Source organism: Paraburkholderia ginsengiterrae, assembly GCF_001645125.1.
GTDB lineage: Bacteria > Pseudomonadota > Gammaproteobacteria > Burkholderiales > Burkholderiaceae > Paraburkholderia > Paraburkholderia ginsengiterrae.
On sequence record NZ_LXKA01000335.1, the window covers coordinates 12,327 to 38,901 of the forward strand.

At 61.3% G+C, this 26,575-nt stretch carries 20 protein-coding genes and 2 pseudogenes; 20 read left to right on the forward strand and 2 right to left on the reverse strand.

Features of this window, described 5'->3' with window-relative positions:
- Positions 1–150 precede the first annotated feature (150 nt).
- Complete coding sequence (locus A6V37_RS26090; protein ID WP_064269519.1) at positions 151–675, forward strand: hypothetical protein; 525 nt, start codon at positions 151–153, stop codon at positions 673–675.
- 363 nt (positions 676–1,038) lie between these two features.
- Here the strand turns inward: A6V37_RS26090 and A6V37_RS26100 are convergent.
- Positions 1,039–1,257 (reverse strand): annotated as a pseudogene (locus A6V37_RS26100) (transposase); the annotation flags it as partial.
- A 358-nt stretch (positions 1,258–1,615) separates the two neighbouring features.
- Here A6V37_RS26100 and A6V37_RS42535 point away from each other — a divergent pair.
- Positions 1,616–1,976: pseudogene (locus A6V37_RS42535) on the forward strand (FMN-binding negative transcriptional regulator); the annotation flags it as partial.
- Between the two features lie 65 nt (positions 1,977–2,041).
- Here A6V37_RS42535 and A6V37_RS26105 read toward each other — a convergent pair.
- Complete coding sequence (locus tag A6V37_RS26105) at positions 2,042–2,641, reverse strand: lytic transglycosylase domain-containing protein (RefSeq protein ID WP_064269520.1); 600 nt, start codon at positions 2,639–2,641, stop codon at positions 2,042–2,044.
- A gap of 1,377 nt (positions 2,642–4,018) precedes the next feature.
- Here A6V37_RS26105 and A6V37_RS26110 point away from each other — a divergent pair.
- From A6V37_RS26110 to A6V37_RS26195, 18 genes are all read left to right on the forward strand, one after another.
- A complete protein-coding gene (locus A6V37_RS26110; protein WP_064269521.1) occupies positions 4,019–4,852 on the forward strand; it encodes a phytanoyl-CoA dioxygenase family protein in 834 nt (277 codons plus the stop codon).
- A gap of 17 nt (positions 4,853–4,869) precedes the next feature.
- Positions 4,870–5,283: a RidA family protein gene (locus A6V37_RS26115; RefSeq protein ID WP_064269522.1), complete on the forward strand. Its 414-nt coding sequence runs from the start codon at positions 4,870–4,872 to the stop codon at positions 5,281–5,283.
- Positions 5,284–5,359: 76 nt separating this feature from the next.
- Entirely contained in the window at positions 5,360–6,724 is a 1,365-nt protein-coding gene (locus tag A6V37_RS26120; protein WP_064269523.1) for a DUF1329 domain-containing protein, read from the forward strand.
- 76 nt (positions 6,725–6,800) lie between these two features.
- Positions 6,801–8,630, forward strand: a complete 1,830-nt coding sequence (locus tag A6V37_RS26125; RefSeq protein WP_064269524.1) for a DUF1302 domain-containing protein — start codon at positions 6,801–6,803, stop codon at positions 8,628–8,630.
- 44 nt (positions 8,631–8,674) lie between these two features.
- The gene (locus A6V37_RS26130; protein ID WP_064269525.1) at positions 8,675–11,035 is read left to right on the forward strand and encodes an efflux RND transporter permease subunit; all 2,361 of its coding nucleotides are present in this window, start codon (positions 8,675–8,677) and stop codon (positions 11,033–11,035) included.
- Between the two features lie 17 nt (positions 11,036–11,052).
- A complete protein-coding gene (locus A6V37_RS26135) occupies positions 11,053–12,018 on the forward strand; it encodes a WD40/YVTN/BNR-like repeat-containing protein (protein ID WP_064269549.1) in 966 nt (321 codons plus the stop codon).
- An 88-nt stretch (positions 12,019–12,106) separates the two neighbouring features.
- Entirely contained in the window at positions 12,107–13,594 is a 1,488-nt protein-coding gene (locus tag A6V37_RS26140; protein WP_064269550.1) for a flavin monoamine oxidase family protein, read from the forward strand.
- Positions 13,595–14,275 (forward strand): c-type cytochrome, encoded by a 681-nt coding sequence (locus tag A6V37_RS26145; protein WP_064269526.1) that lies wholly within the window; start codon positions 13,595–13,597, stop codon positions 14,273–14,275.
- 221 nt (positions 14,276–14,496) lie between these two features.
- On the forward strand, positions 14,497–15,630 hold the full coding sequence (locus A6V37_RS26150; RefSeq protein ID WP_064286462.1) for a saccharopine dehydrogenase family protein: 1,134 nt from the start codon (positions 14,497–14,499) through the stop codon (positions 15,628–15,630).
- A 47-nt stretch (positions 15,631–15,677) separates the two neighbouring features.
- Positions 15,678–17,231, forward strand: a complete 1,554-nt coding sequence (locus A6V37_RS26155; protein WP_064269528.1) for a class I adenylate-forming enzyme family protein — start codon at positions 15,678–15,680, stop codon at positions 17,229–17,231.
- 25 nt (positions 17,232–17,256) lie between these two features.
- A complete protein-coding gene (locus A6V37_RS26160) occupies positions 17,257–18,498 on the forward strand; it encodes a thiolase family protein (protein WP_064286463.1) in 1,242 nt (413 codons plus the stop codon).
- Between the two features lie 64 nt (positions 18,499–18,562).
- On the forward strand, positions 18,563–20,020 hold the full coding sequence (locus A6V37_RS26165) for an NAD(P)/FAD-dependent oxidoreductase (protein ID WP_242665848.1): 1,458 nt from the start codon (positions 18,563–18,565) through the stop codon (positions 20,018–20,020).
- Between the two features lie 250 nt (positions 20,021–20,270).
- Positions 20,271–20,957 carry a TetR/AcrR family transcriptional regulator gene (locus tag A6V37_RS26170; protein WP_064269530.1) on the forward strand — a complete coding sequence of 229 codons (687 nt, stop codon included), beginning with the start codon at positions 20,271–20,273 and terminating at the stop codon, positions 20,955–20,957.
- Positions 20,958–21,124: 167 nt separating this feature from the next.
- Positions 21,125–22,414: an acyl-CoA dehydrogenase family protein gene (locus A6V37_RS26175; protein ID WP_064269531.1), complete on the forward strand. Its 1,290-nt coding sequence runs from the start codon at positions 21,125–21,127 to the stop codon at positions 22,412–22,414.
- A 135-nt stretch (positions 22,415–22,549) separates the two neighbouring features.
- Positions 22,550–22,978 (forward strand): DUF4148 domain-containing protein, encoded by a 429-nt coding sequence (locus A6V37_RS26180; RefSeq protein WP_064269532.1) that lies wholly within the window; start codon positions 22,550–22,552, stop codon positions 22,976–22,978.
- On the forward strand, positions 22,975–23,724 hold the full coding sequence (locus A6V37_RS26185) for an electron transfer flavoprotein subunit beta/FixA family protein (RefSeq protein ID WP_064269533.1): 750 nt from the start codon (positions 22,975–22,977) through the stop codon (positions 23,722–23,724). Before A6V37_RS26180 ends, A6V37_RS26185 begins: the two co-directional genes overlap by 4 nt.
- A 23-nt stretch (positions 23,725–23,747) precedes the next feature.
- A complete protein-coding gene (locus tag A6V37_RS26190; RefSeq protein WP_064269552.1) occupies positions 23,748–24,680 on the forward strand; it encodes an electron transfer flavoprotein subunit alpha/FixB family protein in 933 nt (310 codons plus the stop codon).
- A 404-nt stretch (positions 24,681–25,084) separates the two neighbouring features.
- Complete coding sequence (locus A6V37_RS26195) at positions 25,085–26,572, forward strand: flavin monoamine oxidase family protein (protein WP_064269534.1); 1,488 nt, start codon at positions 25,085–25,087, stop codon at positions 26,570–26,572.
- Positions 26,573–26,575 lie beyond the last annotated feature (3 nt).

The following is a 26,575-nucleotide window of genomic DNA, read 5'->3' on the forward strand; positions in this document are numbered from 1 at the left end:
TGCGAAACGGACGTGGAAGGCGGAAGCTGCGCGACGAGGCACGCTGTCGGGAACCTGAAATATATGAATCAGGGAGCAGGCGCGCCAATTTCGTCCAGGATGGCTCGCGCGAGCGGCACAGGTGAGCTGTTTTACTGTAAGGAGGTCGCTATGGAACTTCACATTCATTCGCACCATTTCACTCGCCGTACGCCTGACTGGCGCGCGGCCGTGATCGGCGGGTGTGTCGCTGGCGTGGTTTTCCTGGTGCTCGAGCTCGTAGCCATGTGGGTCACGGGGCAGAGCCTATGGGGACCACCGCAAATGATCGCGGCAATCGCCCTGGGACGTGATGCGCTTGCCCGACCTGCCACGTTTGACCCGGGCATCATGCTGGTGGCGCTCGTCGTCCACTTTGCGCTATCGATCGTCTTCGCGCTCATTCTGGCGGTGATCATGGCGCCGTTCAGCTTTGATTCGAGCATCGGAATGGCCTCGCTGGTGGGGGCTTTATTCGGCGTCGCCGTGTACCTGGTCAACTTCTACGGCATGACCCGGTTGTTTCCGTGGTTCGCAGACGCCAGAGGCTGGATGAGCCTCATTGCCCACATCGTGTTCGGGCTGGTAGCGGCAGACACCTATCTGCGTCTCGAAAGGAGGGAGACAGACGTGAGTGGAACGAAGGCCACCAGCTAACAACACGGTCCGGCAAGACCCACGTCGGCATCAGGTACGGCGACGGCGCAGGCGGCGGCGCTGCGTGCGCGGTTGTTTGCAAAGCGCCCGGCGCATGCCAGCTGCGAGCCGCGCAGGCGGCACGGCAGCCGCGCCGTCGTCTCCCGTTTCGGCGCACCGGTCACGGATGGCGGCCGAGCTTCGGCCGCCATCCGGGGTGCCCTTAAGACTTGGCTGATTTTGCCACCTGCATCGGCCTGAAACGACCCAGGAAGTGTGGGCACATTCCGAGAGCCACAGTAAACGCGGCTCTTACATCGCCCGAGGCGCTCAGAGTCATTTGAGTCCCGCGATTACCCCTGCAAGCGTTTCGCCCACACACACTCAATCTTCGCCGAACGCATCGTCCGGGTACAACGCTTCGAGCGGATCAAGAATCGTTCTCACCCGCGTCAGTTCGACGATAAATTCGTCAATCAGGTGCAGTGCATCCAGCACCTGCTCCTGAAAGGAGCCTTCGTGTCGCGATGGCACCGACGGTGCGCCGTTCAAGACCGCGTGCGCCATGCTGTTTCCCAGCAGATCATCGCGCAGCCCTTCGGGAGACATCTCCCGGCCCCCTTCGCCTCCAGCGCGACGTGGTGACCTGCAAACTTCTCAAGCATGGAGTCAAAGCCGACATGATCATTCGGAAGAGTCAACGGAGTGGATGTCACACCAACTGCTATGTCCAAAGTGGCTTTCGCCACGTCGATGCCAGCAATGACCAGTGTCGGATTCGGAACTGGCAAGCTCGCCATTACCCCTCCTTGTACATGCGAATTCGGTACACACAACTGTTCGGGCTTTCGATGAGCAGTTCGGCACTGCGCCTTAATGCTTAGAGACGGGCTTCAAACCCCATGGAAGTTCTGGCTGCACGAGCATCGCTTAACTTGCATCAACACCGGCCTGTGATGGCATTGCCCAACATCCGTTTGGCACGTTAGTCGCGTATGGGAAAAGCGGACTCGACGCCAACACATTCCTTTCGAACTAGCGATGGGAGAGGGAGGTCAGGGCGTACTGCGCGTGCGTCGCGCGGGCGAGCCACGTATGCCGGGAAGTCGAGAATGGCGACGAGGTGCTTGTGGTCTTTCATGCCGGGCGAAGCCTGCATGTCGCCGAACTGGTATCCGGGCAAGCATGAACTGCACGAGCGGGTGCCGACCTGAAATTACATGATTGTCCATGCTCGCGGACGCATCGCGATCATCGACGACAAGCGTTATGCGCGCAGTGTCATCGATCGGTTGACGCGCGCGCACAAAGCCTCGCAGCCATAACCATGGAACATGGTCGATGCGTCCAGGCACTACCTCACAACCGAATCCAAACAAGGCTGCGTCTACAGACCAAATGCCGTTTTCATCATGCTCAAGCGATCGGCAACCCGTCGTGCATAGCCCTTGGCGCCCCCGCTATAGCGACATAGCGCGCCCTCGAGGTCTCCACCTGACGCCCTTATGTAGTCTCGGAGAATCGCGGACCCGATATGGACGTTGGTGCGCGGGTCGGTCAAATCGGATGTGCGAAGGACACGGTCTCTGTGTTGAGATGGAAGTACTTGCATGAGTCCCTTGGCGCCAACAACACTTATCGCAAATCGGTCGAAACTAGATTCGACTGCGATCACTGCAAGCAATAACAACGGCGAGATTGTGTAACGCCTTGCCGCAGTTAGCACCGCGTGACCGATTCCCAAGGCGTCGTGTAATCCTATATGAAAACGAGAACTCACAACAGCTGCGATTTCCTCTGCTGTGGGTGCTTCCTCTAGCGGCAGGTGGACCGCTTCAGCCGACGTCGGCCAAGCCGGCGCAACGGCGCCATAACACAGCCCCGTTAGCGAGCAGAAAACCACAATAGCCGAGAGGACGATGTCGCGCAGGCGGCGAGCAAGAGTGTGTAGCCACCCAATTGAATCTTCGCTCAGGTTCGTGAACATGGTCTATGTTCCTCAATATTCCATGGTCACGATCGGTTCAATCGGTCTTCCATGGAACGACACGACGACGAATAGATGAAAACAACAAAGTAGAAAATCGGAGTATCGTGTACTGTCCAATTCAGTCTTTAAGAAATTAAACAATCTGCCCAGACCTTCCGCAGCGAAAACAGCAGAGTCGTCAAGCCAGACGCTCGAGCGCCCGATCAATGCAAGCTGCGCACGTTTCGCTCGCAACCAACTCGCGAATGCTGTTGGCATAGCGTTGGTGAGCCGCAGGCACCTGTCCACGCTCTTGCATTCTTCACGTTTGATTTGTTCATCCAGCTCGACCAGCCATGCCCGGGTCGCTCGAAGTCTTTTCGATACCCATCACAATTTTCCTTCAATGCCAACGAATCGTCGACGCTACAGTAAGCATACCTTATTAAAATCTACGGTCCGCCGGTAGACGTTCCTGTTCAGCCATGGCACGAACGTGTATTCGTCGTATGCATTGCTGCCCACATAAATCCAATTGCTGAGAATTCTGGACATCATCGTCTCCTACTTTTTCCACCATTAATGGGCGCCGGTTTTACAACAAAGGCCGCTCCATGCCGGCTTTCATGTCCTCCGATGCCAAGGCGGCGAGTTGCAAACTCGTTCGCCTGCAGCACGTCGCTACCAATAGATAGTACATGATGACTAAGATAGGTAAACATACCAACGACGTCAAGAAAAACTTTGGCGGCGTGTCCACTGGCTTCGCGCCTGAAAAGGCGGTCTCGAGCGCTCAAGCTGCTTGCGGGTGCCGGAACCGCTTCCCGGGAGTTGTCGTGGGGCTGGCAGGCTAGTGAGTAACCATGGGAAGAGCGGGAATACCCTCTCTTTTCCTCTTGCACAATGTTTTTCTTTCTGACCTAATTTCGGTACCATTTCCTATGACTATTCTGGGAGCGATTGCAACCGGAGCACACAACGACGTTTCAAGGGTTCAACGATCGATGAAGGCATGCGAGGCATTCGACGAGGAAGGTGTCATCTGGCCATGGATCTTCCTGGCGAGCAGTAGCTGGCCCGGCGCTTCCTGATTTACGACCAGAAGATGGAAAAGCTGGACCCATGGCTGCCTGCTTCTTGAAGGCACGGCGCACAAGACTCACGGCCGAAACGCGAATCCGTTCGCGAAGGCCGCCCGGGCGAACTGGTCTGGCAGGATCTGGGGCACGTTTGATACTTCGCCATTGGCCGTAACCCGCAGAACACAGGGAATTCCCTGTCTTTTTTCTTTTTCTTATTTTTGTATTATGACCTAACTTTGGTAGTATTTTCTACGAAGGCGCCGCAGGAAGCGTTTGCAACCGGGTCGCCTGTTGACGATTCAGGAGTTCAGCTATGGAGGAAGCCACGCGCAAGGCGTTCGCAGAGGACGGCGCCGTTCTGGTCAAGGGCCTTCTCAGCGAGCAACAGTTGGCCCGGTGCCGACAGGTCTTCGACTGGGGTATCGAGAACCCCGGGCCTATGGCCTGCAGCCTCTTCGACGGCACAGTGCACAAGACGCACAACGACAACGCCAATCCGTATGCGAAGGGGCGTCTGGACGAGCTCGCTGGAGAGCTGCCGTTCGGCCGACTGTTCGCGGATCTCTGGGGCTCAGACAACGTCTGGTATTTCGCGGAGGAACTGTTCCTCAAAAGTGGGGGCAGGAGCGGGCGCTCGCCGTGGCATCAGGACACTTCCTACCTGCCATGGGAGGGCATGCACTTCGGCAATGCCTGGATCAGTTTCGAGGCCATACCCAAACAGAATGCGCTCGAGATTGTGCGGGGATCGCATCGAGGCCCGCGGCACGACGGCACGACCTTTCAAAATGCTGAAGATCCGACTGATCCTCTGCATGGCGACGATGTCTGGCCACGCCTGCCGAATATCGAGGCTGAGCGCCGCGTTAGCCCGTCTGCTTACGAAATCATTTCCTGGGCGACAGAGCCCGGCGACGTCCTGCTGCTGCATCCGGGGGTGCTACACGGTGGCGGCGCGGTGGACACCGCGTTTCCGGATCGCCACACGCTCGTGCTGCGCTTCTTCGGCGACGACGCGGTTTTCAGCCCGCTGCCGCAACCGAGCCTCTCGGGCTTCACGCCGGCTGGTGTGTTGTTCGTTGAAGAACTTGCCGCGTTGAGAGAAGGGGATCCGTTTCGCGCACCGTGTTTCCGTCAACTCATCTGACCAAAGGGGCCACCATCATGACAATGTCCACTACGCGGCAATCAATCATCCCGCCGCCGTTCCAGGCGTTCTACGACGCCTACCATTTCTCACCCGCGACCCGCGTGGGGGACACGATCTGGGTCTCCGGCCAGGTCGGCATCGGTCCGGATATGAAAGCCGGCGAAGGAATGTCGGCGCAGGCCCGTATCGCCTTCGAGTCCCTGAAGGCCGTGCTCGAGACGGCGGGCGCGAGCCTTTCTGATGTGGTGGAGCTGACCACGTTCCATACAGATCTGCGCGGCGAAATCGAGGCCTTTTCGGCGGTCAAGGACACCTACTTCCCGGCGTGCTTTCCCTTGTGGACGGCGGTTGGCGTAACACAACTGGCATTACCCGAGTTGTGCATCGAGATTCGGGCGGTGGCCGTGGCAGGGTGCGGCGAGGGTTGAGCGGTTTGGTCTCGATGCGTCAGGATTGAATCTGACACTTCGTATTGCGAATTAGATTGAAATCGGAAGGAGAGTCATGATGAGAAAGCACACTATTGGAGCCTTGTCGGCCATTGCGGCAGCCTTACTGCTCGTGGCCGGGGCCGCCGTTGCCGACGATCTCACGTCGGTAGGCGCGGAGCGCTCGGCCAGCAAGGACGGGCTCGTGCCGGCGTTTGCCGGCCGGGAAGCGACGCCGGCCGGTTGGGAGTGGGGCAAGATTCGCGGCGACTTCTGGAAGCACAAGAATGAAAAGCCCCTGTACACGATCGATGCATCGAACGTCGACAAATATGCCGACAAGCTTTCCCCTGGGCTGATCCAGCTCGTCAAGCAACTGAAGGGCTATCGAATGGACGTCTATCCGTCGCATCGCGAGTGCCAGTTGCCTGATTTTGCCGAGCAGAATTCGAAGGCAAATCTCACGACGGCGAAACTCGCTTCGGATGGCGAGACGGTGCAGGCCGCAGTGCTCCCCGGCGTGGCCTTCCCGCAGCCGAAGAACGGCGCCGAAGCGATCCTCAACTACGAGACGCGTTATCGCGGCGAGGGCGTCGAGTGGTCGCCGGTTGTCACGTCCATTGCCCCGCGCCCCGGCAGCAGTGACTGGATCGACGCAATCGGTCCCCAGTCGTTCTTTTTCCCGGCCGGCAAGGAAGGCAAGACCACACCGCAGGACGTCGACCAGTTCAACCTGGGCGCCTACTTCTCGGTCGATTCACCGGCTGCGCTGGCCGGACAGGCCTTCGTGCAGCGTCAGTATTTCGACAAGGATTCTGAGACGTACTACTACTTTCCGGGCCAGCGCCGCGTGAGGCGTATGCCGGCCTATACGCATGATGCGCCGCTGATCGGCTTCGAGAATCAGTACCTGATCGACGAATCCAACATGTTCAACGGCTCCATCGACCGCTTCAACTGGAAGCTTGTGGGCAAGAAGGAAATGATCGTTCCGTACGACGATTTCGGCATGTACAACTTCAAGGACAAGCTGCATGACGTCGCCACGCTCAATGGCATTGCGTCCGACCATCGTCGCTACGAGGTGCACCGCGTCTGGGTGGTCGAGGCGACGCTCAAACCCACGGCGCGTCACGTCGCGTCCAAGAAGGTTTACTACCTGGACGAGGATAGCTGGCTCGCGCTTGTAGGCGAGGACTATGACGCGCAGGGCAAGCTCTGGAAGGTGCGCGAGAGCTATCCGATCCCGGTGTGGGAGCTGGGTGGCACCTGCGATAACGAGCCGATGGCGCAGTACGACCTCAACAGTGGACGCTACGTGTTCGACGCGTCGTCGATTGGCCAGGGCAAGGACCTTCACTGGTACGAGCAGGTCAGCAACCCGCGTTTCAAGACCGATTTCTTCACGGCTGAATCGTTGAGATCGGTGAGCGAGCGCTGAGGTTCGGCGCAGGTGCAGGGGACCGACGCGCGCCGCTGGCGTGTGTCGGCATCGAGGGTGACGGCAGGGGAGACTCATGAAAACGAAGATCATCGGAAGATACGTTGCGGCCTCGTTGGCCATGTTCGGCACAGCGGCAACGAGTGCATACGGTTACGAATTTTCGACGGGCCTGAACGATCTCACGGGCTCATGGGTGACCAACCTCACGGCGGGCGCGGGCATCCGAACCAAAAGCCCGAGCTGCTCGCTCACAGGCGATCCGAACTCATTCGGTTGCGGGGCGGCCGCCAACGTCAACCAGTGGGGCGTGGGCGACGACGGCGACCTGAATTACCGCAAGGGGCAGCCCTTCAGCACCTACATCAGCGCGACGAGCGAACTGCTCTTCAAGATGCCGAGTGAAGGGCTCAAGTTCATGATCCGCGGCACCGGCATGTACGACTTCCTCGCCGGCGACACGAACAGGACGCCGCTGTCGAGCACCGCTGCGGCACAGGTCGTCTACAACGCGCAGTTGCTTGACCTGTGGGGCGAGAAGGATTTCACGATCAACGGGCAGAACGCACACGTGCGTCTCGGCAACCAGGTGATCAACTGGGGCGAGAGCATGTTCGCGCAGGGCGGCATCAACGCCACCAATTCGCTCGACGTGCAGAAGCTGCTGATCCCCGGTTCGCAACTAAAACAGGCATTGCTGCCGGCACCGATGATCAGTTTTGCCGCCGATCTTTCTCATGGCTTCAGCACTGAGGATTACTACCAGTTTCAGTGGAACGGAAATCGCTATCCACCAGTGGGCTCGTACTGGTCCATCTCGAACAGCCTGGGCCGTGGAACGGACCCGTACACGGTTAACACCACGAATCTGAATGTGGCGGGCCCTAGCGCCGGTACGATCGCGGGGGCCAGCAGCGGTAACCAGAATGTGCTCAACGGGATCAACACCGGCCTCGTCAACGGTGCGTTTGCCGGCCCGCCCTTTAACGACATCGGCCTGCCTGTCAACTGGCAGGCACCCTCGAAGTATAAGCCGCAGTTCGGCGTGAAGTTCAACTACTCACCGCGCTCCTTCGATGCGAACTTCGGCGTCTATTACGAGAACTACACCGACAAGTCGCCGGTACTCTCGTCGCTGGCGAACGGGACGCTGAACTGGTCGTATCTGCAGAACCGTCAGCTCTTCGGCGCCAGCGCGAACTTCGGCATCGGCAACTGGGCGATCGGCACCGAGCTCTCGTATCGCCCGCACGATGCCGTGGCGCTGTCGAGCTGCTATGGCGCGGGTGGCCCGCTCGACCTGAACACCAACGGCGTCGCCGGCGCGAATTGCCAGCAATGGGCGGACGAGAAGAAGTTCCAGTACGACATCAACGGGCTGCTCGCGCTCACGCGCAGCGAGTACCCGTTCCTCAAGCTAATCGGCGCGGACGCAGCGGCCCTGACCTGGGAGCTCACCTGGATCTACTACCCTGGCCTGAGCACGCACGGCATTACGCGCACGGTCAACGGCCAGACCGTCACGCAGGTACCCCAGGCGGGCTACCTGCCGTGGCTGAACAACAACTCTGGTCTTGGCTACCCGATTGGCATGGCACAGGGCACCTCGAGTTCCGTGGGCGCGACCGTCGATTTCAACTGGACCTACGATGGCACGCTGATTCATGGCTGGCAGGTGACGCCCGGCGTGACGTTCGCTGACGGACTCTACGGCTATACGCCGACGCTCGGCGCGAATTACCTGCAGGGCGCGAAGTCGCTGAACCTCTACGTGCTGTTCAACCAGAACCCAACCGTCTGGCAGGCGGGCATCAATTACACGCTGTTCTGGGACGGACACAACACCGTGGGCAATCCCTACGCAGACCGCAACTTCGTCGGGATGTTCGTCACGCGGAACTTCTGATGGCCCGTTCCGTACGCCATTGAATCATCTGAAGGGAAATTGCCGTGTTAAATCGCCTGGTCAAAACGCTGGAGAGGGTGTTCTTCGGTTACCGCGTGGCCGTGCTCGTGAGCATCGGTCTGTTCACCGCTATCGCGGCTTTTTTCGCCGTGCAACTTCGCATGGACGCGGGCTTCGAGAAGCAGATGCCGATCGGCCACGAATACATCCAGACCTTCCAGAAGTACCGCGCCGACCTGCTCGGTGCGAACCGGATCACCGTGGTTGTGCGGGCACGCAAGGGCTCGATCTGGACCAACGAAGGGCTCACGCGCCTCTACAGAGTGACCCAGGCGGTGACGTATCTACCGAACGTCGACCGCATCGGCGTGCAGTCGCTGTGGACGCCGAACGCCTACGTGAACGAGATCACCGATGAGGGTTTCCGTGCCGAGCCGATCATCTCCGGCACGATTACGCCTGACCAGCTCACGCCCGACGTCGTCGCGAAGATCCGCCGTGCGACGACGCTCGGCGGTTATGTCGGCACGCTCGTTTCACATGACGAAGACAGCGCCATGATTACTGCCGAGCTCAATGAGCGTGACCGGAACGGCAAGGTGCTCGATTACGTGGCGTTCAACCACCTGCTCGAAGCGCAGATCCGCAAGCCATTCGAAGACGCGGGCTATGAAATCCAGATCATCGGCTTCGCCAAGCAGATCGGCGATATCGCCGATGGTGCTACGGCCGTGCTCGGCTTCTGCGGCATCGCACTGCTGCTCACGGCGCTTGCAGTTTACTGGTACTGCCATTCGGTGCGCTTCACGGTGCTGCTGATTTCATGTTCGCTGACATCGCTCGTCTGGCAGTTCGGCACGCTGAAGCTGCTGGGCTTCGGACTGGATCCACTCGCCGTACTGGTGCCGTTTCTGGTCTTTGCGATTGGCGTCTCACATGGCGTGCAGCAGGTCAATTTCATTGTGCGCGAGATTGCGCACGGCAACAGCTCGTTCGACGCGGCGCGCCATAGCTTCAGCGGTCTGCTGATTCCAGGCGTACTCGCACTGATCACCGCCTTTGTATCGTTCATCACGCTGCTGCTGATTCCGATTCCGATGGTGCGGGAACTTGCCATCACGGCCTCGCTCGGTGTGGCCTACAAGATCGTGACGAACCTCGTGCTGCTGCCGGTCGCGGCTTCGTGCTTCAACTTCAGGAAGACCTACGCGGACAGTGCCCTCAAGCGCAGCGAACGGCGCTCCGCATGGCTGCGCGGGCTCGCGCGCATCGCCCAGCCGAAGTATGCGGGTGTCACTGTGGCGCTCACGCTCGTGGTGTTCGCGCTGGCCGCCTGGCAAAGCCGCGACCGCGTGATCGGCACGCTGCAGCCGGGCGCGCCGGAACTGCGTGCAGATGCGCGTTTCAACCGTGACGCCACGTCGATCGCTTCGAACTACGACATCGGCCTCGACTGGCTCACGGTCGCGATCGAGTCGGCGCAAAAGGGCTGCGACAACCCGGCAGTCGGCCTGTATGAGGAAGACCTCACGAGCGCAATGGGCACCGAGCCTGGAGTGGTGTCAGTTCAGTCGTATTCGGGCATGCTGCGCCGCTACAACCAGGGCTACAACGAAGACTATCCGAAGATGAGCGTCGTGCCGATCGACCCCGGGAACTACGGTGCGGTGTCGGTGGACGTGGGGCGCGTGAAGGGTTTCATGAAGGCCGATTGCAGCATGACGGCGGTGCATCTGTTCCTCACCGACCACAAAGCTACGACGGTCAGCCGGATTCTGGACGACGTGAAGACGTATCGCGCAACGCATCCGTTCCCGGGTATTACGGTGCGTCTTGCGGCGGGCAATGCGGGCGTACTCGCCGCGACCAACGAGGAGGTGGCGGCCAGCGAGCTGCCGATGATGCTCTATGTCTACGCGGCGATCCTGATACTGGTGTTCCTCGCCTACCGCGACTGGCGCGCGATGCTGGCCTGCTGCCTGCCGCTTTCGGTGGCGACCTTCATCGGCTACTGGTTCATGAAGGAACTGCAGATCGGGCTCACAGTGGCCACGCTGCCCGTCATGGTGCTGGCGGTGGGCATTGGCGTGGACTACGCGTTCTATATCTACAACCGGCTGCAGGTGCATCTGGCGGGTGGACAAACCATTGTGAAGGCCGTGCAGCACGCGATGCTGGAAGTGGGCGTGGCGACGATCTTTACGGCGATTACGCTGGCGATCGGCGTGGCGACGTGGAGCTTCTCGGCGCTAAAGTTCCAGGCCGATATGGGCAAGCTGCTGGCGTTCATGTTCCTCGTGAACCTGCTGATGGCGATGACGGCGCTGCCGGCACTGGCCTCGGTGCTTGAGCGCTGGTTCCCGCGCCGCAAACCGGCGCGCGCGCCCGGACTCTTCAGTCACTGAACATGGGAGACGCAGTCATGATCAAAATGCTTGTTGCCTGTGCCGCGTTGTGTGCGAGTGCGGTGGTCTGGGCCTTGCCGCCGGGAACCGTAGCGGACTGGGCTGCAAAACCCCCACATGCGTGGGCTGCGCCGGCGCACATGATGTTAATGGACGCGGCGCGCGCCGGTTCACGCATCGTCGCGGTAGGCGAGCACGGTGTCATCATCCTTTCGGATGACGAAGGAAAGACGTGGCGCCAGGCGAACCAGGTGGTAGTTTCGGCAACACTCTCGTCAGTCACGTTTGCTGACGCGCAGCACGGCTGGGCGGTTGGCCAGTGGGGCGTGATTCTCGCGACGCGCGACGGCGGCGAGACCTGGCAGAAGCAGCGCATGGATCTCTCGGTGGACCAGCCGCTGTTCTCCGTGCTCTTCACTAATTCGCAGGACGGCATTGCAGTGGGCCTGTGGTCGCTGATGCTCGCCACGCACGACGGTGGCAAGACGTGGGAGAAGGTGACTTTGCCGAAGCCACCGGGGGCTGGCCGAGCGGACCGCAACCTGTACCACATTTTTGCCGACCACCAGGGCGCGCTTTACATCGACTCGGAACAGGGCCTGGTGCTGAAGTCCACGGATGGCGGTGCGAACTGGACCTATCTGGCGACGGGCAGCAAGGGCACGCTGTGGACGGGCGTGGCGCTGCCCGACGGGCGCATCGTGGTGGGCGGGCTGCTGGGCAGCCTGTACCAGAGCAGCGACGGCGGGGCGACATGGGCGGCGCTGAGCGCGGGCACGAAGAGTTCGATCACCGATCTGGTGGCGACTCGAGACGGACTGATGGGCGTCGGGCTCGATGGCCTTGTGTTCCGGCAACACGAGGGCAGCACGTCGTTCGAGGTTCATCAGCGCGACGATCGCGCGACGCTTACCGCTGCATTGATCGATGGCGCCGGCAAACCGGTGCTGTTTTCGCAGGACGGGGTGCTGACGGCCCCTTGAGACAAGCCGTTCGCTACCTTGTTAGAACGTTCTCCTTAGTAGCTGGGAAGAAAGGGGAGAAACAATGAAACTGAATTGGGCATCGAAGATGGATCGGAAACGTAAGCCGGATACACAGACGCGGCGCCAGCTGCTTCGCTTTACGGCAATGGGCGCGGCGTCACTCGCGACTGGCGGCGTGTCGCTGGCACAGGCCGCCGCAACGACCGCGACGAAGCCCATGAACGGCGACATTCTGGACGTCGCAATCATCGGCGCGGGTCTTGCCGGATTGACCGCGGGCCGTGACCTCAAGCTGGCCGGATGCGATTCGTTCGTCGTGCTTGATGCACGCAACCGCGTCGGTGGACGAACCTATAACCATGACCTCGGACACGGCGTCGTATCCGAAGCCGGAGGGCAGTGGATCGGTCCTGGCCAGACCGCGATCTTTGATCTGGCACGTCAACTCGAGATCGATACGTTTCCGAGCTGGTACACGGGCAAGACCGTCGTGATGGCGCAGGGCGCTACCGTGGCTCAGGATTTTCATGGCGGCACTGGGGGTGACGATACGATCGGCAACCGGCTTGCCGAACTGTCGCGCGGCGTGCCGTCCGGCGCGCCCTGGAAAGCACCGCATCTGGCGGAACTGGACAAGCTTTCTTACGGCGAGTGGCTGTTGCAGCAGGGCGTGAAATACGAGGACGGCTACTTTCTCGCATTAGCCGCGAAGCTGACCACGGGCGGTGCGCCAGCACAACTCGGTCTGCTGCACTACCTATCGATGATCAACAGTGCAAGCTGCAACTATACGCAACTCGAAGCGTTCAAGGGCGGCGCGCAGGAAACGCGCATCGTCGGCGGCTCGCAACGTCTGAGTATCAAGATGGCCAAACAACTCGGCGACAAGGTCAGGCTGTCCTCGCCGGTACGCAAGATCTCAGGGTGGGATCGCGAAGTGGTCGAACTGTATACCGATCAGGGCGTGGTCAGGGCGCGCCGCGTGATCGTGGCGATGAATCCTGCCCTGTGCAATCTGGTTGTTTTCGATCCGCCGCTGCCCGGCGGGCGGGCGCAACTCCAGCAGAACTGGCCCACAAACGCCCCCATGCGCAAGACGGTCCACGTCTACGACAAACCGTTCTGGCGCGACGCCGGTTACTGCGGAACGATCTTCCAGGTCGGCGGCCCGGTTTTCATGGCGTACGACAACTCGCCCCCCGATGCGTCGCTCGGCGTGATCGCCGCGTTCGTCGCGCCGGGGATGTTGCCCAACGATCCCACGACGGCGGAAAGAACGCTTTCGGCCACGTTTGCGAAGGCATTCGGCGACCGCGCGCTGCATCCGACGCAATTCCACGACTACGACTGGGGTCGGGTCGATCCATGGACCCTGCATTGCATCAATCCCATGCCACCGGGCTTCTGGACGAAGTGGGGCAAATATCTGCATCCCGAAGTGGGCCGCCTGATCTGGTCAGGGACCGAAACCGCCGACATCTGGGCCGGCGCGATGGATGGCGCCGTGCGTTCGGGTCACCGCGCAGCCTTGCAGGCGCTGGCCGGTTTCACTCAACGCGGCGAGGTGGCGTGAATGAAACGGGCATGGATCGTAAGCGCAGTCGCCGTGCTGGCAGGCGTCGTGGGTGTGGGAGCGCTCTACGGGCGCGAATACCTCGACGGCATGCATTTCGAAAAATCGATGAGCGAAATCGACAAGACGGAGGTGGTCAACGGCGGCCCCTGGCCGCAGCCGCAGGAGACCTGTGTCTTCTGCCACGGTGCGCACGGCCAGTCCGTCAACGCCTGGTATCCGGCGCTGTCCGGACAACCCGAGGCTTATCTCGTTGCCCAGTTGCACGCGTTTGCCGGAGGGCAACGACCCAACCCCTACATGGGGGCGATTGCGAGGGGGCTTACGGACGAGCAGATCAAGTCGCTGGCTGCCTATTTCGCGCGGCAGACGCCGTCCCAAAGCGAAGCGGTGCACGCCCAGACAGCGCTCGAAAAGCAGGGCATGGCGCTCGTAGCGGCGAAAAGCTGCCAGGCCTGTCACGGGGCGTCGTTCATGGGCCAGGGTCCGGTGCCGCGTCTGGCGGGCCAGGGCGAAGTCTATCTTGCGAAGCAGCTTGCTGCGTTCAAGGCGGGCGAACGTCGTGACCCGAGCGGCGCAATGAACGGGATGGCGGCCGCATTGTCCGGCGAAGACATCCACGCGGTAGCCAGCTACCTCGCGGGCCTGAGGCCTGGGGGCAGCCCCGCAGGCGTGCAATAGCCGCATTGGCGTAGCGCGGCAGGAATCGGGAAGAGACAGGAAATACCCTGTCTTTTTTAGCTTTACGTATTTGGTATCATGAACTATGTTTTGTATTGTGTTCTATCAAATTGGCGTGCATTATCGCAGTATCGTCCGACGGCGGGGTTCGCCAGCCGCCGAAGACAATCCGGGCATTTAGCCGACTCGACATTCGACCAATCAAGTTTCAGGAGACAAGCATGGCAAAGCATTCCGTCGTCGTTTATGGCGCAAGCGGTTATACCGGCATGTTGATCATGGACTGGCTCATCGACCAGGACATTCCCTTTACGGCGGTCGCACGTAATGCGAAGCGCACGCAGGACATGATGGCGCAGCGTGTCGTGCGCCTCGAATCGGCGAACTACGAAGTCATCGAAGCCGAGCACAGCGTGGATTCGCTCGTGAACGCCTTTCGCGGTGCAAAGGTCGTGTGCAACACGGTCGGGCCGTTCTTCAACTTCGGCCTCACCGCTGTGGAAGCGGCGCTCAAGGCTGGCTGCCACTACCTCGACACTACTGGCGAGCAGCACTTTATCCGCCAGGTTCGCGAGCAGTTTGGCGAGCAGTTCCGGCAGGCCGGGCTGCTGGTGTCGCCCTCGAATGCCTACATGTACACGTTCGCCGAAATCGCCGCCGAACTGGCACTCGAAACGCCCGGTATAGACGCGCTGGAGACGGCCACGCTCACGCGCGGCCCGCGCGGCGCCGGCGCTGGTGTGAGCGTGGGCTCCACTGCGACCATCTTCGAAGGCTATCGCCAGGAATCGTCCTATCTGTGGGAAAAGAAGCTGGTGCCACATGACAGGCACGCTTCGTTCAACATCGCTTCTCCCGATTTCCTTCAGCCCGTGTTTGCTCTGCCGTGGGGCGGTACGTCGCTGCCGGTGTATTTCGAGCACGATGCGCGCGTGCGCAGCTGTATCTCGTGCGTGGGTTTCTACGACAACAACGCGATGCAGATGGTGCATGGACTCGGTCAGAAGTGGGATGCGGAATACGCGCACCTGCCGCGCGAGCAGCAGGACGCGGTGCTCAAGCAGCTTGTCGATTCCGTGACTCCGTCAATGCCACCGCGCGAGCGCACGTCGCTTCATCGCACTGTCGACTTCGCGATCGGCCGCGGTCAACTTGCAGCGGTACGCGCGACCCTGCACGGCATCACGCCGTACATCGCCACCGGAGCCATTCATGCCGCCGGCGTCGCCAAGCTTCTCGACGGCGACACCGCCAAGGTCGGGTTTGCATCCGGCTCGAAGGCTTTCGGGCATCGCTATCTGCTCGGGTTCCTCGAGCAGCGCGGGCTCGCGCGCGCGACCGTCGCTCAGCTGTAAGCGCCGCGAACGAGCAGATTGAGGACAGATTCAGGGAAACATGGGACATGGCAATCATTGACTTCTTCGATCGCGGTTGGCGCATCAACCCCAACGGCATCGCCTACATCCAGGACGAGCGCAGCTATTCGTTCGATGATGTGCACACGCTGTCGTGCCGCATCGCCAACGGGCTGCTTGCCGCCGGCTTCGAAAAGGAAGCGAAGGCAGCGGTCTGGGCCGACAACGACGTCACGGCATGGACCTGCACGCTGGGGCTGTGGCGTGCGGGCGTGGTATGGATTCCGGTGAACGGGCGCAGCGCGCCGCAGGAGAACCAGTACCTCCTCGAGGCATTTGACTGCGAAGCGCTGTTCTTTCATCAGGCGTTCGCACCGGCGATCGAGGCGCTGCGTCCCAGCCTGCCGAAAGTCAGGCTCTGGATCTGTATCGATGCCGATCTGCCATGGGCACCGTCGCTCGAGAAGTGGAGCGCGGCGCAGCCCGCGTCCGAGCCGCGCGTCGATTACGACATGGACGACATCGTGACGCTTTCGGGCACGGGCGGAACGACCGGTTTGCCCAAGGGCGTGATGAACACGCATCGCGCGTTTCAGACCTACTTCGCGCAGTTCATGATGGCGTTTCCGTATGGCGTGGAGCGTCCCGTGAATCTCGCCGCGGCGCCCATGACCCATACCGCGGGGATGCTGTCGCTGCCTTGCACCGCGCGCGGCGGTACGGTGGTCGTGCTGCCGAAGCCGGAGCCGGCACGTCTTCTCGCGGCGATCGCGAGGCACCGGGTCACGGAGTTCTTTCTGCCGCCGACGGTGATCTACCGCCTGCTCGATATCCCCGGCATCGAGGACCAGGATTTTTCGTCGCTCAAGTGCTTTCTGTATGGCGCGGCGCCGATGTCGGTGGAGAAGCTCAAGCGCGCAATCGAGGTGTTCGGTCCGGTCATGGCGGGCGGCTACGGCCAGACGGAAGCCCCTGCGTCGATCTCCTATCTCACGCCGGCCGAGCACTTCGTGGACGGCAAGCTTGCGCCGCAAGAGCGTCTCTCCTCGGTTGGCCGCCCCAATCCGCTCGTGCGCGTCGAGATCATGAGCGATCGCGGCGAGATCCTGCCGCAAGGCGAAACCGGTGAAATCTGCGTGCGCGGCGACCTCGTGATGAAGGGTTACTACAAGGCGCCCGACAAGACAGCGGAGACAGTCGTGGACGGCTGGCTGCACACGGGCGATATCGGTCATCTGGACGCTGAAGGGTATCTGCATATCACTGACCGTAAGAAGGACATGATCATCAGTGGTGGCTTCAACGTCTATCCGAGCGAAGTCGAGCAGGTGATTTGGGCGCACCCCGCGGTGCAGGATTGCGCGGTGATCGGCGTGCCCGACGAAAAGTGGGGCGAGGCCGTGAAGGCGGTGGTGGAGCTCAACGCGGGTCAGAGCGTCAGTGCCGAAGAGCTCGTGGCGTTGTGCAAGGAGAAACTCGGCTCGGTCAAGGCACCGAAGAGCGTCGACTTCATCGCGGCACTGCCTCGCAGCACAGCCGGCAAGGTGCTGAAGAAGGATCTACGGGAGCAGTACTGGCAGGGTCAAGCCCGCCGGATCTGAGTCAGTCACATTGAGATAAAACACCATGAGCGACATTTACATCGCCGGCATTGCGATGACCGTGTTCGGCCGGCACTTCGAGCGCAGCATTGACGATCTCGCGGGCGAGGCGCTACGCGGAGCATTGAAGGATGCGGGTTGCGATGGCGGGGTGATCGGCGCGGCTTTCTATGCGGGTATCACCAACGGGCAGCTGCAAGGCCAGTTGTCGATTCCGGGGCAGGTCGTATTCAGCAAGATCGGGATTGACGGCATCCCGGTCTACAACGTCGAAAACGCCTGCGCTTCGGGTAGCACCGCAGTGCATCTCGCAGGTCATGCCCTCAGGTCGGGTGCTTGCGATGTCGCGCTCGCGCTCGGCGCAGAGAAGATGAACGTCCCGGACAAAGCGAAATCATTTGCCCTGTTCGAAGCGGGCTGGGATGTGTCGCGCGTCGAAGAGAACTTCGCCAGCCTGATGAAGCTCGGTGAAGGCATCGAGCCGCCGCCTGGATCGGAGTCCGATCGGCCCTATAGCCGCTTCATGTCGGTCTATGCCGCGCTGTGCCGGTATCACATGAAGACCTACGGCACCACGCAGCGCCAGATCGCGGCGGTTTCGTCGAAGAACCACCTGCATTCGGTGCACAACCCGTACTCGCAGTTTCGCCAGCCGTTCACGATCGACGAAGTGCTCGCAGCGCCGCCGATCACGTATCCGATCACGCTGCCCATGTGTGCGCCGGTTTCAGACGGTGCGGCCGCAGCGATCCTCTGCACCGAAGAGGGACTGCGGCGCATCGGCGCCGACCGCAAGCGTTGCATTCGCGTTGCGGCAAGCGTGATCCGCAGCTTCACTCATCGGGGTATCGACGAGCCGGAACAGAACATCGGCCGCCTCGCGGCGCTGCAGGCCTATGAACAGGCAGGCCTCGGCCCCGAGGACATGGATGTCGCCGAGGTGCACGATGCGTCGGCGATGGGAGAAATCATCCAGGCCGAAAACCTGCAACTGGTTCCGCCCGGCCAGGGCGGTCCTGCTGCAGAGCGCGGCGAGTTCACCCTCGGCGGGCGCATTCCCATCAACACGTCCGGTGGACTCGAATCGAAGGGGCATCCACTGGGCGCGACGGGAATCGGTCAACTCTACGAACTGGTGACGCAACTGCGTGGAGAAGCGGGCGCGCGTCAGGTACCCGGCGCGCGTCATGCGATTCAGGAGAACGGCGGTGGATTTCAGGGCATCGAAGAGGCGGCGCTTGCCGTCCACATTCTGAGCAAGACTTGATGGAGCAGGAATGAGCGAGACGACGGAAACACAGGTGGAACAACAGGACGGTTCGCGTTCGGGAGTGAGCCGCCGCACGTTCCTGAAGGGCGCAGCGGCGGCAGCCGTAGTCGCGCCGGCCGTGGCGGCTACGCAATGCTCGCGCGTCGAATCGGCTGGCCCCGTGGAGGAGGCCAAATTGACTGCTGACATGGAGAAGTACCGCACACTTGGCGGCTGGGTGGAAAGACCAGACGACTTGCGGCCGGAACTAGTGGGCGACGTGAATGCGGATGTGGTCATCGTCGGTGCCGGTTTTGCCGGGCTTTCGGCTGCGCTGGAGCTGGTCAGGCACGGAGCGAAAGTGGTCGTGCTCGAGCGCGAGTTCGCCGGCTTTGGCGCGAGTGGACGCAACGCGGGCTATCTGGCCGGCGCGCTCGCGCTCGAATACGATCTTTTTCTCAAGAGCGTGGGTAACGAGAAAGGGAAGGAGATCGTCCGCTACTACGAGGACGCCGTTCCCTTCGTGGAGGGGAAGCTCAGAGAGTACGAGATCGACTGCGACTACAACCAGACCGGCATTATCCGTGCGGGCATTGATCCCGCACAAGAGGAGAAGGTGCGCGAGGACATGCGAACCGGCGCCGGGTTGGGCTTTCAGTCGGAGTTTCTCGACCAGGCCGAGATGCGTGCGCGTGGCATTCCGCCGGCGTTTTTATTCGGCAATTACGTGTCGCGCGGCGGCACGCTCCACCCCGGCAAATACGTGATGGGGCTCAGGCGCGCGGCGTTGCGAGCAGGCGTGAAGATCTACGAGAATACGCCGCTGCTGTCTTACACCGAGGGGCCGGTCATCAAGGTGCAAACCCCGCGCGGCAGCGCGAGCGCGCCGGCGCTGATGCTGGCCACCAACGCCTATACGCCGCAGCTCGGCCTGCTCGCGGACAAGGTTGTACCGCTACGGGTCTCGGCGATCGAGACCGAACCGCTCTCCGACACCCAGCGCAAGGCGTTGGGTTGGCCGCGACGCGAAGGCATCGTGACGGCACACTGGACCATGGAAAGCCACCGCCTGACCGTCAACAACACGCTCGTCGTGACGACGAAGCGAATCCATTATCCATACGGCTCAAAAACGCCGAACGTGCCCGACTATGAGTCGTATCGCGAACTGCGCACGGCTCTGCATGACCGCTTCCCGTCCCTCAAGGGCATCGCGCTGCGGGCATGCTGGAGTGGCTATATCAGCTTGGCCAATGATGCGCTGCCGGCTGTCGGAGCCACGGGGGCGCATCGGAACATCTTCTACAGTGCCGGGTGCTCCGGACATGGCGTGGCTGCCCAATCCATGGTGGGCAACATGATTGCCGGGCGGATTCGCGGGACCGAAAATCCGCTCCTTTCCGCGCTGGATCACAAGACGCCATCGACGCTGCCCGAGCCGTTGCGATGGTGTGTTATGAACGGGGCGCTGGGGGTGGTGAATGCGCTCGACGACCGCGTGAACAGCAACGCGCGCGCCGCGCAAGCGCTGCGGGCGTGACGCGCGTCAAGGTATGGGACGCTTCCGGCGAACAAGCCTCGACGAGGCCTAATTGGGGCACTGTGCGAGCGCCTCAGTGATCGGCTACCGCGGTTGAAGGAGATGAGGAGCGGGGATGACCGCTGCAGCATGTCCCCCGTGTAGATGGAGTTTCAGCCTGGTGTAAGATATAGTCATGTTTACCTAGGAAGCGGTTCGTGTGACCGCATTGCCTCTCCCCGGCGAGGCGTCTCACTCAAGGCGGAAAGCGATGACAGTGACAAAAGAGCCAAGCACCCGTAGGCGGCGCACGTCGAGCGCAGCACCTTCCACGGGAACCGCACCCGACGGCCTGCGGGCCCAGGGCGTACGTACGCGCAATGCCATCATTCGTGTCGCAAGGAAGCTCTTGCTCGAGAATGGTCCCATGGATTTCTCGCTGCGTGCCGTCGCGCTGAAAGCGGGAATCAGTGTCAGCAATCTCCAATACTACTTCCCGACGCGGCCTGACGTCGTGCGGGCGGTGATGGCGCCGGTGATCGACACGTATATCGATGTTCTGAAACAGGCGCTCCAGAGCAACGCCTCGCCGCGTGCGACAATCGAAGCCATTCTCGATCAGTCAGTGCAGGACGCGAAGGACTCGAAGAACATACCACTGTGGTGGCATTTCTTTTCGTTTGCGTCTACCGACCCGGAGTGCGCGCAGATGCGGGACGAATGGTACGACACCTTGACGAACGAACTTGCCAAGCTCATTCGCGCCGCGAATCCGGAGCGTGGGGCGGCCGAGAGTACCCATATCGCTGTGCTGCTCATTTCGATGGTGGACGGCATGACCATCCATCTGGGCACCGCGCGCGGCAAGCGCGCGTACATGCGAGGGTTTGAGGCGATGTTCCTTGAGACCGCGCGTAACCTGGTATGGGGGAAGACGGTGGATGCCGAGACGGCCTAGCAGCCCCGGCACTCTGCCGGCGAAGAAAAAGGACGGGGGAATACCCTGTCTTTTTTTTTCACCTCATGTTTTGTATTGTTACCTATGTTTGTTATGGTGATCTATTAATGAGGCGGCTGGGTTGCGGGGCAGTCCGGTCGACATATGTCCAGGAGAGGAGTACTGAAATGATTCGACTGCACAAGTCCGTGGGGTTGCCTCTGGCAGGCTTGACTGGTTTCGAAACGCCGATGGGGGAGGAGGAACGTGCGATCCAGGAGACGGTTCACCGTTTCGCACGCGACGTGCTGAAGCCCGTCGGTCGCGAACTGGACCGCATGACGCCGGAGGAAGTGATCGCGCCTGGGTCCCCGTACTGGGGCGCCATGATGGAGAGTGCAAAGCTGGGCCTCGATCCGCAACTGCTTGCGCAACTTCCGCCAGACATGGCGGTGCGCATCGAATCGCTGATCGGCGAAGAGCTCGGCTGGGGTGATGCGGGGCTTGCCGTTTCGATCGGCGTGGCGCCCGCTCCGTTGATGATGGCACAGTCGATCGGTAATCAGGAACTGATCGACATGTGCACCGGCAAGATTGGTTGCTGGATGAATACGCAGCCCGACCGCGGCACCGATGCCGCGATTCTCTACCGCGACGAGATCAGCGCGGGCGGCAAACAGCCGGTGGGTAATCTCACGGCAAAGGTGGGCGCAGACGAAATCGTCATCAACGGGCAGAGTTCCGCGTGGATCTCGAACGGCTCGGTCGCGCAGGTGGCGCTCGCATACATGGCGGCGGATTATGGCGATGGCTTCTATGGCAACGGGGAACGAAGTGCGTTCACGAACGGGATCGGCATGATCCTTCCGCTCGATCTGCCGGGTGTTTCGCGCGGCAAACCGCTCGACAAGATTGGCCAGCGCTCGCTGCCGCAAGGCGAGATCTACTTCGACAATGTAAAGGTGCCCAAGCGTTTCGCCATTGCGCTGCAGGATGATTATCTCGGCAATCTGGCCTCAACCTGGTCGTTCGCCGGCACGCACATGTGCCAGGTGTTCGTGGGCGTAGCCCGCGCTGCGTTCGAACTCGCGCTGGGTTATTGCCACGAGCGCAAGCAAGGCGGGGCGCTGTTGATCGATCACCAGATGACGCAACTGCGCGTGGGCGACATGTTGCGGCGGCTGGAGATGGCGCGTGCGATTGCGCGACGCAGCCTCGCATTCTCACGTCTGTCTCCAAAGAGCCATCCATACGCTACGGCACAGGCCAAGGTCAGCGTGACTGAAGAAGCGATGAAGATCACGCACGAGGCGTTCCAGCTCTTCGGCGGCAACGGTACCACCCGCGAATTCCCGATCGAGAAGCTGTTCCGCGATGTGCGCTCCGCACTGATCGAAGACGGCGAGAACTATCACCTTACGTTGCGTTTGGGCGTGCTGGCAGGGAAGCTCTATCAGAACGGGTGGACGAAAGAGTAACCAGCCCGTCGACGCCGATATATTGGCCCGGCGTTGGGGCTCCATGGTACCCGAATGAAGCTGTCGAATAGCGGCTACTGTGTGTGCAGTGCCGCTAATCTGGGTTCGAATCCGTTTGTCTATCAGGAGTACGACATGAAAGCTGCTGCGATATCGAGCCGTTCGGCACTCGCGGTTGTGCTGACGTCCATCCCCGTTTCTGCTCACGCGAGCGGCGGCGGCATTCGCCCGCAGGAACAATCGACTCCGCAATTCGTGTCCGTTTCAAGTGGAGCGCCCGACGAGTCAAGTGCGCAGACCGATGCGGCTCGTGCGGACGGGCGCCCGGGCACGGAAGTCAGCCAGGCGCTGGGTAAGACCCGGGCACAAGTCCGGGCCGAGCTCCTGCAGGCCGGGGAGGAGGGCATGCTTCCGCCACGCTGGGTTGATTATCCGCGCAGTGCGTCAACGAGGGCGCGCAATCGGGAAAACTTTATCCGCGTGGAACAAGTGTGGAAGGCGAAAGCGATCATTCCGCCGACGAGCGTAAATAGCACAAATGGACTGAACGAGGAGCAGCAATGAAATTGGTGGTCGCTGTAAAGCGGGTCGTGGATGCCAACGTCAAGGTCAGCGTGAAATCCGATGGCACGGGCGTCGACATCGTCAACGTGAAGATGTCGATGAATCCGTTCGACGAGATCGCCGTGGAGGAAGCGGTGCGGTTGAAGGAGGCAGGCGTGGCCACTGAGGTGATCGCAGTTTCGTGTGGCGTTCCGCAGGCACAGGAAACGTTGCGTACTGCGCTCGCGATCGGCGCGGACCGTGCGGTGCTCGTGGAGTCCGCAGTTGAATTGCAGCCTTTGGCTGTCGCGAAGCTCCTGAAGGCGCTGGTCGACAAGGAACAGCCGCAGCTCGTGATCCTCGGCAAGCAGGCCATCGACGACGATTCGAACCAGACCGGCCAGATGCTCGCCGCGCTGGCGAACCTGCCGCAAGCGACGTTTGCCTCGAAGGTTGTGGTGGCCGACGGCAAGGCTACCGTGTCGCGTGAAGTGGATGGCGGCGCGGAAACGCTCTCGCTGACGCTGCCCGCGGTGGTCACGACGGACTTGCGCCTGAACGAGCCGCGCTACGTCACGCTGCCGAACATCATGAAGGCGAAGAAGAAGCCGCTCGAAACGCTCAAGCCGGAAGACCTGGGCGTGGACGTCACGCCGCGTCTGAAGACGCTGAAGGTTGCCGAGCCGCCCAAGCGCAGCGCAGGCGTGAAGGTGCCGGACGTGAAGACGCTGGTCGAGAAGCTGAAGACGGAAGCCAAGGTGCTGTAAGGAGCGAGACGAAAATGACGAATCTGGTGAATCTGGTAATAGCCGAACACGACAATCAGTCGATCAAGGCCGCGACGCTGAACACGGTCGCTGCAGCACAGAAAATTGGCGGCGACGTTCACGTGCTGGTCGCGGGCCACAACGCTCAGGCCGCAGCGGACGCAGCAGCGAAGATCGCCGGCGTTGCGAAGGTGCTGCTCGCCGACGCGCCGCAACTCGAACAGGGTCTTGCAGAGAACGTCGAAGCGACGGTGCTGAGCATCGCGCAGAACTACTCGCACATCCTGGCTGCGGCAACGGCAGCGGGCAGAAACGTCACGCCGCGCATTGCCGCGAAGCTCGACGTTGCACAGATCAGCGACATTACCGCCGTGGATGCGCCCGATACGTTCGAGCGTCCGATCTACGCCGGCAATGTGATCGCAACGGTTCAGTCGTCCGATCGGGTCAAGGTCATCACAGTCCGCACGACCGCTTTCGACGCCGTAGCATCCGAAGGCGGCAGCGCAGGTGTCGAGAAACTCGAAGCGGCAACAGACAGCGGCCTCACGCAGTTCGTCGGCCGTGTAGTGACGAAGCTCGACCGTCCAGAACTCACGAGCGCGAAGATCATCGTCTCGGGTGGCCGGGGTCTGGGCAGCGGCGAGAACTACACGAAGGTTCTGGAGCCGCTGGCCGACAAGCTCAATGCCGCGCTCGGCGCCTCGCGCGCAGCAGTCGATGCTGGCTACGTGCCGAACGACTACCAGGTCGGTCAGACCGGCAAGATCGTCGCGCCGCAACTGTATGTGGCAGTCGGCATCTCGGGCGCAATCCAGCATCTGGCCGGCATGAAGGACTCGAAGGTCATCGTCGCGATCAACAAGGACGAAGAAGCACCGATCTTCAGCGTGGCCGACTACGGCCTGGTGGGCGACCTGTTTACTGTCGTGCCGGAACTGGCGTCGTCAATCTGAACGCAAACTTGGAGTTGCGGCTGTGATGTCCGGGCGGATGCCGGGCTAATCCCGCTCACTTGGGCGGATCGTCAGAATCCCTGCATGGCGCGGCGCTTTGGTACCCAGCCAGGCGTCGGGAAGTGGAATGTCGCGAGGCATCTTTTGAGATACAGGGGAATACCCTGCATTCTTTTCGATCTCTATATTGGTATATTGACCTATCTTTGTCTATATGTACTAATATTGGGTCGCTGAAACAGCGGATCGCGCGGTCTCGCGCCAGGGGCGCGAATGATTCTTAAGGGATTTCAAAGAAGTTGCGCAGCACGGTGTATCGACCGGATATGGAGACTGGCGCCTGAGCGCAGCGGTTTCGGTCACCCGCTCAGAGCGGGAGCCTTCATCAAGTAGACAGAGGCACTATGGCAAAAAAATCTTCTCCAGACGGCGCTGCAAACCTGCAGCGCAGGCAATGGCTCAAATATGCCGGTGCCTCGGCAGCTGCCGTGGGTACGCTCGCCATGAGCACCCAACAGGCGTATGCCGCAGTCACCAAGGCCGCGCCAGGCGCGGACGGCATTCTCGACGTCGCTATCGTAGGAGCGGGGCTGGCCGGACTGACCGCCGCGCGCGACCTGCGCCACGCGGGCTGCGAGTCCTTTCTGGTGCTTGAGGCCCGGGATCGCGTGGGTGGGCGAACGTTCAACTACAACATCCCCCGCGGGTACGTTTCGGAAGTCGGCGGGCAATGGATCGGGCCCGGCCAGACCGCCGTTGCGGATCTCGCGCGCGAGCTGGGCGTCGGGACTTTCCCGACCTATTACGACGGGAGTACGGTCATTCTGGGCGGCAACGGCCGCGTGGCAATCGATCTGAAGGGCACGTTCGGCACTGACGGGGCGATTGGCGCCAAGCTCAGCAGACTCTCGCGCGACGTGCCTTGTGGCGCACCGTGGACGTCCCCGAAGGTCGCTGAACTGGACAAGCTCTCGGTCGGTGACTGGCTGGAAAAGCAGAATATCAAGCCTGAAGATCAGGTCGCATGGAATGGCAGCATCACGCTTTCGGGCGGCGCGGCGCCGGCGAAGATGGGCTTGCTGCACTTCCTTTCGATGGTCAATTCGGCGGATTGCGATTATTCGCAACTCGACAGCATCAAGCACAGCGCCCAGGAAACCCGCTTCATCGGCGGCTCGCAAATCCTCAGCATCAAGATGGCCCAGCAACTGGGCGATAAGGTCCGCCTGTCTTCTCCAGTCCGCCAGATTTCCGGATGGGACGGCGACGTCGTCACCCTGCATACCGACCATGAAGAAGTGCGGGCACGGACCGTCATCATGGCCATCCATCCGGCTTTGTGTCATCAGGTGCAGTTCGATCCGCCACTGCCGGAAAAGCGTGCGGCCCTGCAGCGCGCCTGGCCCGCGAATTCCCCGGCACGGAAGACGGCCATGGTCTATCGCCGTCCGTTCTGGCGCGACAAGGGCATGAACGGGAGCATCTTCCAGGTCAATGGCCCCATTCTCTGGGCCTACGACAATTCTCCGCCCGCCGGAGAGATCGGGGTCATCAACGCGTTCATTGAGAATGCGATGGTCCCGTCCGAGCGGGACGCGGCAATGGCCATGCATAAGCAGTTCTACGCGCAGGCATGGGGCGATGAAGCGCTGTCTCCCATCGCTTACCACGATCAGGACTGGGGACGGGTCGATCGCTGGACCCTGACCTGCGTTTCCGCCATTCCGCCCGGCTTCTGGAGCGCTCACGGCGAGGCGCTGCGCCCCTCGTGCGGCAAGCTGATCTGGTCGGGGACGGAGACTGCGAATATGTGGGCCGGCTACATGGATGGCGCCGTGCGCTCCGGCCATCAGGGCGCGCTTCAGGCGCTTAATGCGCTGCGCCGGGCGTAGGAG

Excerpts from the sequence above, each read along its gene's own strand:
- A6V37_RS26120 (WP_064269523.1), top strand. The coding sequence starts at position 5,360 with ATGATGAGAAAGCACACTATTGGAGCCTTGTCGGCCATTGCGGCAGCC.
- A6V37_RS26115 (WP_064269522.1), top strand. The coding sequence starts at position 4,870 with ATGACAATGTCCACTACGCGGCAATCAATCATCCCGCCGCCGTTCCAG.
- A6V37_RS26110 (WP_064269521.1), top strand. The coding sequence starts at position 4,019 with ATGGAGGAAGCCACGCGCAAGGCGTTCGCAGAGGACGGCGCCGTTCTG.
- A6V37_RS26180 (WP_064269532.1), top strand. The coding sequence starts at position 22,550 with ATGAAAGCTGCTGCGATATCGAGCCGTTCGGCACTCGCGGTTGTGCTG.
- A6V37_RS26090 (WP_064269519.1), top strand. The coding sequence starts at position 151 with ATGGAACTTCACATTCATTCGCACCATTTCACTCGCCGTACGCCTGAC.
- A6V37_RS26185 (WP_064269533.1), top strand. The coding sequence starts at position 22,975 with ATGAAATTGGTGGTCGCTGTAAAGCGGGTCGTGGATGCCAACGTCAAG.
- A6V37_RS26175 (WP_064269531.1), top strand. The coding sequence starts at position 21,125 with ATGATTCGACTGCACAAGTCCGTGGGGTTGCCTCTGGCAGGCTTGACT.
- A6V37_RS26135 (WP_064269549.1), top strand. The coding sequence starts at position 11,053 with ATGATCAAAATGCTTGTTGCCTGTGCCGCGTTGTGTGCGAGTGCGGTG.
- A6V37_RS26125 (WP_064269524.1), top strand. The coding sequence starts at position 6,801 with ATGAAAACGAAGATCATCGGAAGATACGTTGCGGCCTCGTTGGCCATG.
- A6V37_RS26140 (WP_064269550.1), top strand. The coding sequence starts at position 12,107 with ATGGATCGGAAACGTAAGCCGGATACACAGACGCGGCGCCAGCTGCTT.
- A6V37_RS26150 (WP_064286462.1), top strand. The coding sequence starts at position 14,497 with ATGGCAAAGCATTCCGTCGTCGTTTATGGCGCAAGCGGTTATACCGGC.
- A6V37_RS26155 (WP_064269528.1), top strand. The coding sequence starts at position 15,678 with ATGGCAATCATTGACTTCTTCGATCGCGGTTGGCGCATCAACCCCAAC.
- A6V37_RS26160 (WP_064286463.1), top strand. The coding sequence starts at position 17,257 with ATGAGCGACATTTACATCGCCGGCATTGCGATGACCGTGTTCGGCCGG.
- A6V37_RS26105 (WP_064269520.1), bottom strand. The coding sequence starts at position 2,641 with ATGTTCACGAACCTGAGCGAAGATTCAATTGGGTGGCTACACACTCTT.
- A6V37_RS26170 (WP_064269530.1), top strand. The coding sequence starts at position 20,271 with ATGACAGTGACAAAAGAGCCAAGCACCCGTAGGCGGCGCACGTCGAGC.
- A6V37_RS26195 (WP_064269534.1), top strand. The coding sequence starts at position 25,085 with ATGGCAAAAAAATCTTCTCCAGACGGCGCTGCAAACCTGCAGCGCAGG.
- A6V37_RS26145 (WP_064269526.1), top strand. The coding sequence starts at position 13,595 with ATGAAACGGGCATGGATCGTAAGCGCAGTCGCCGTGCTGGCAGGCGTC.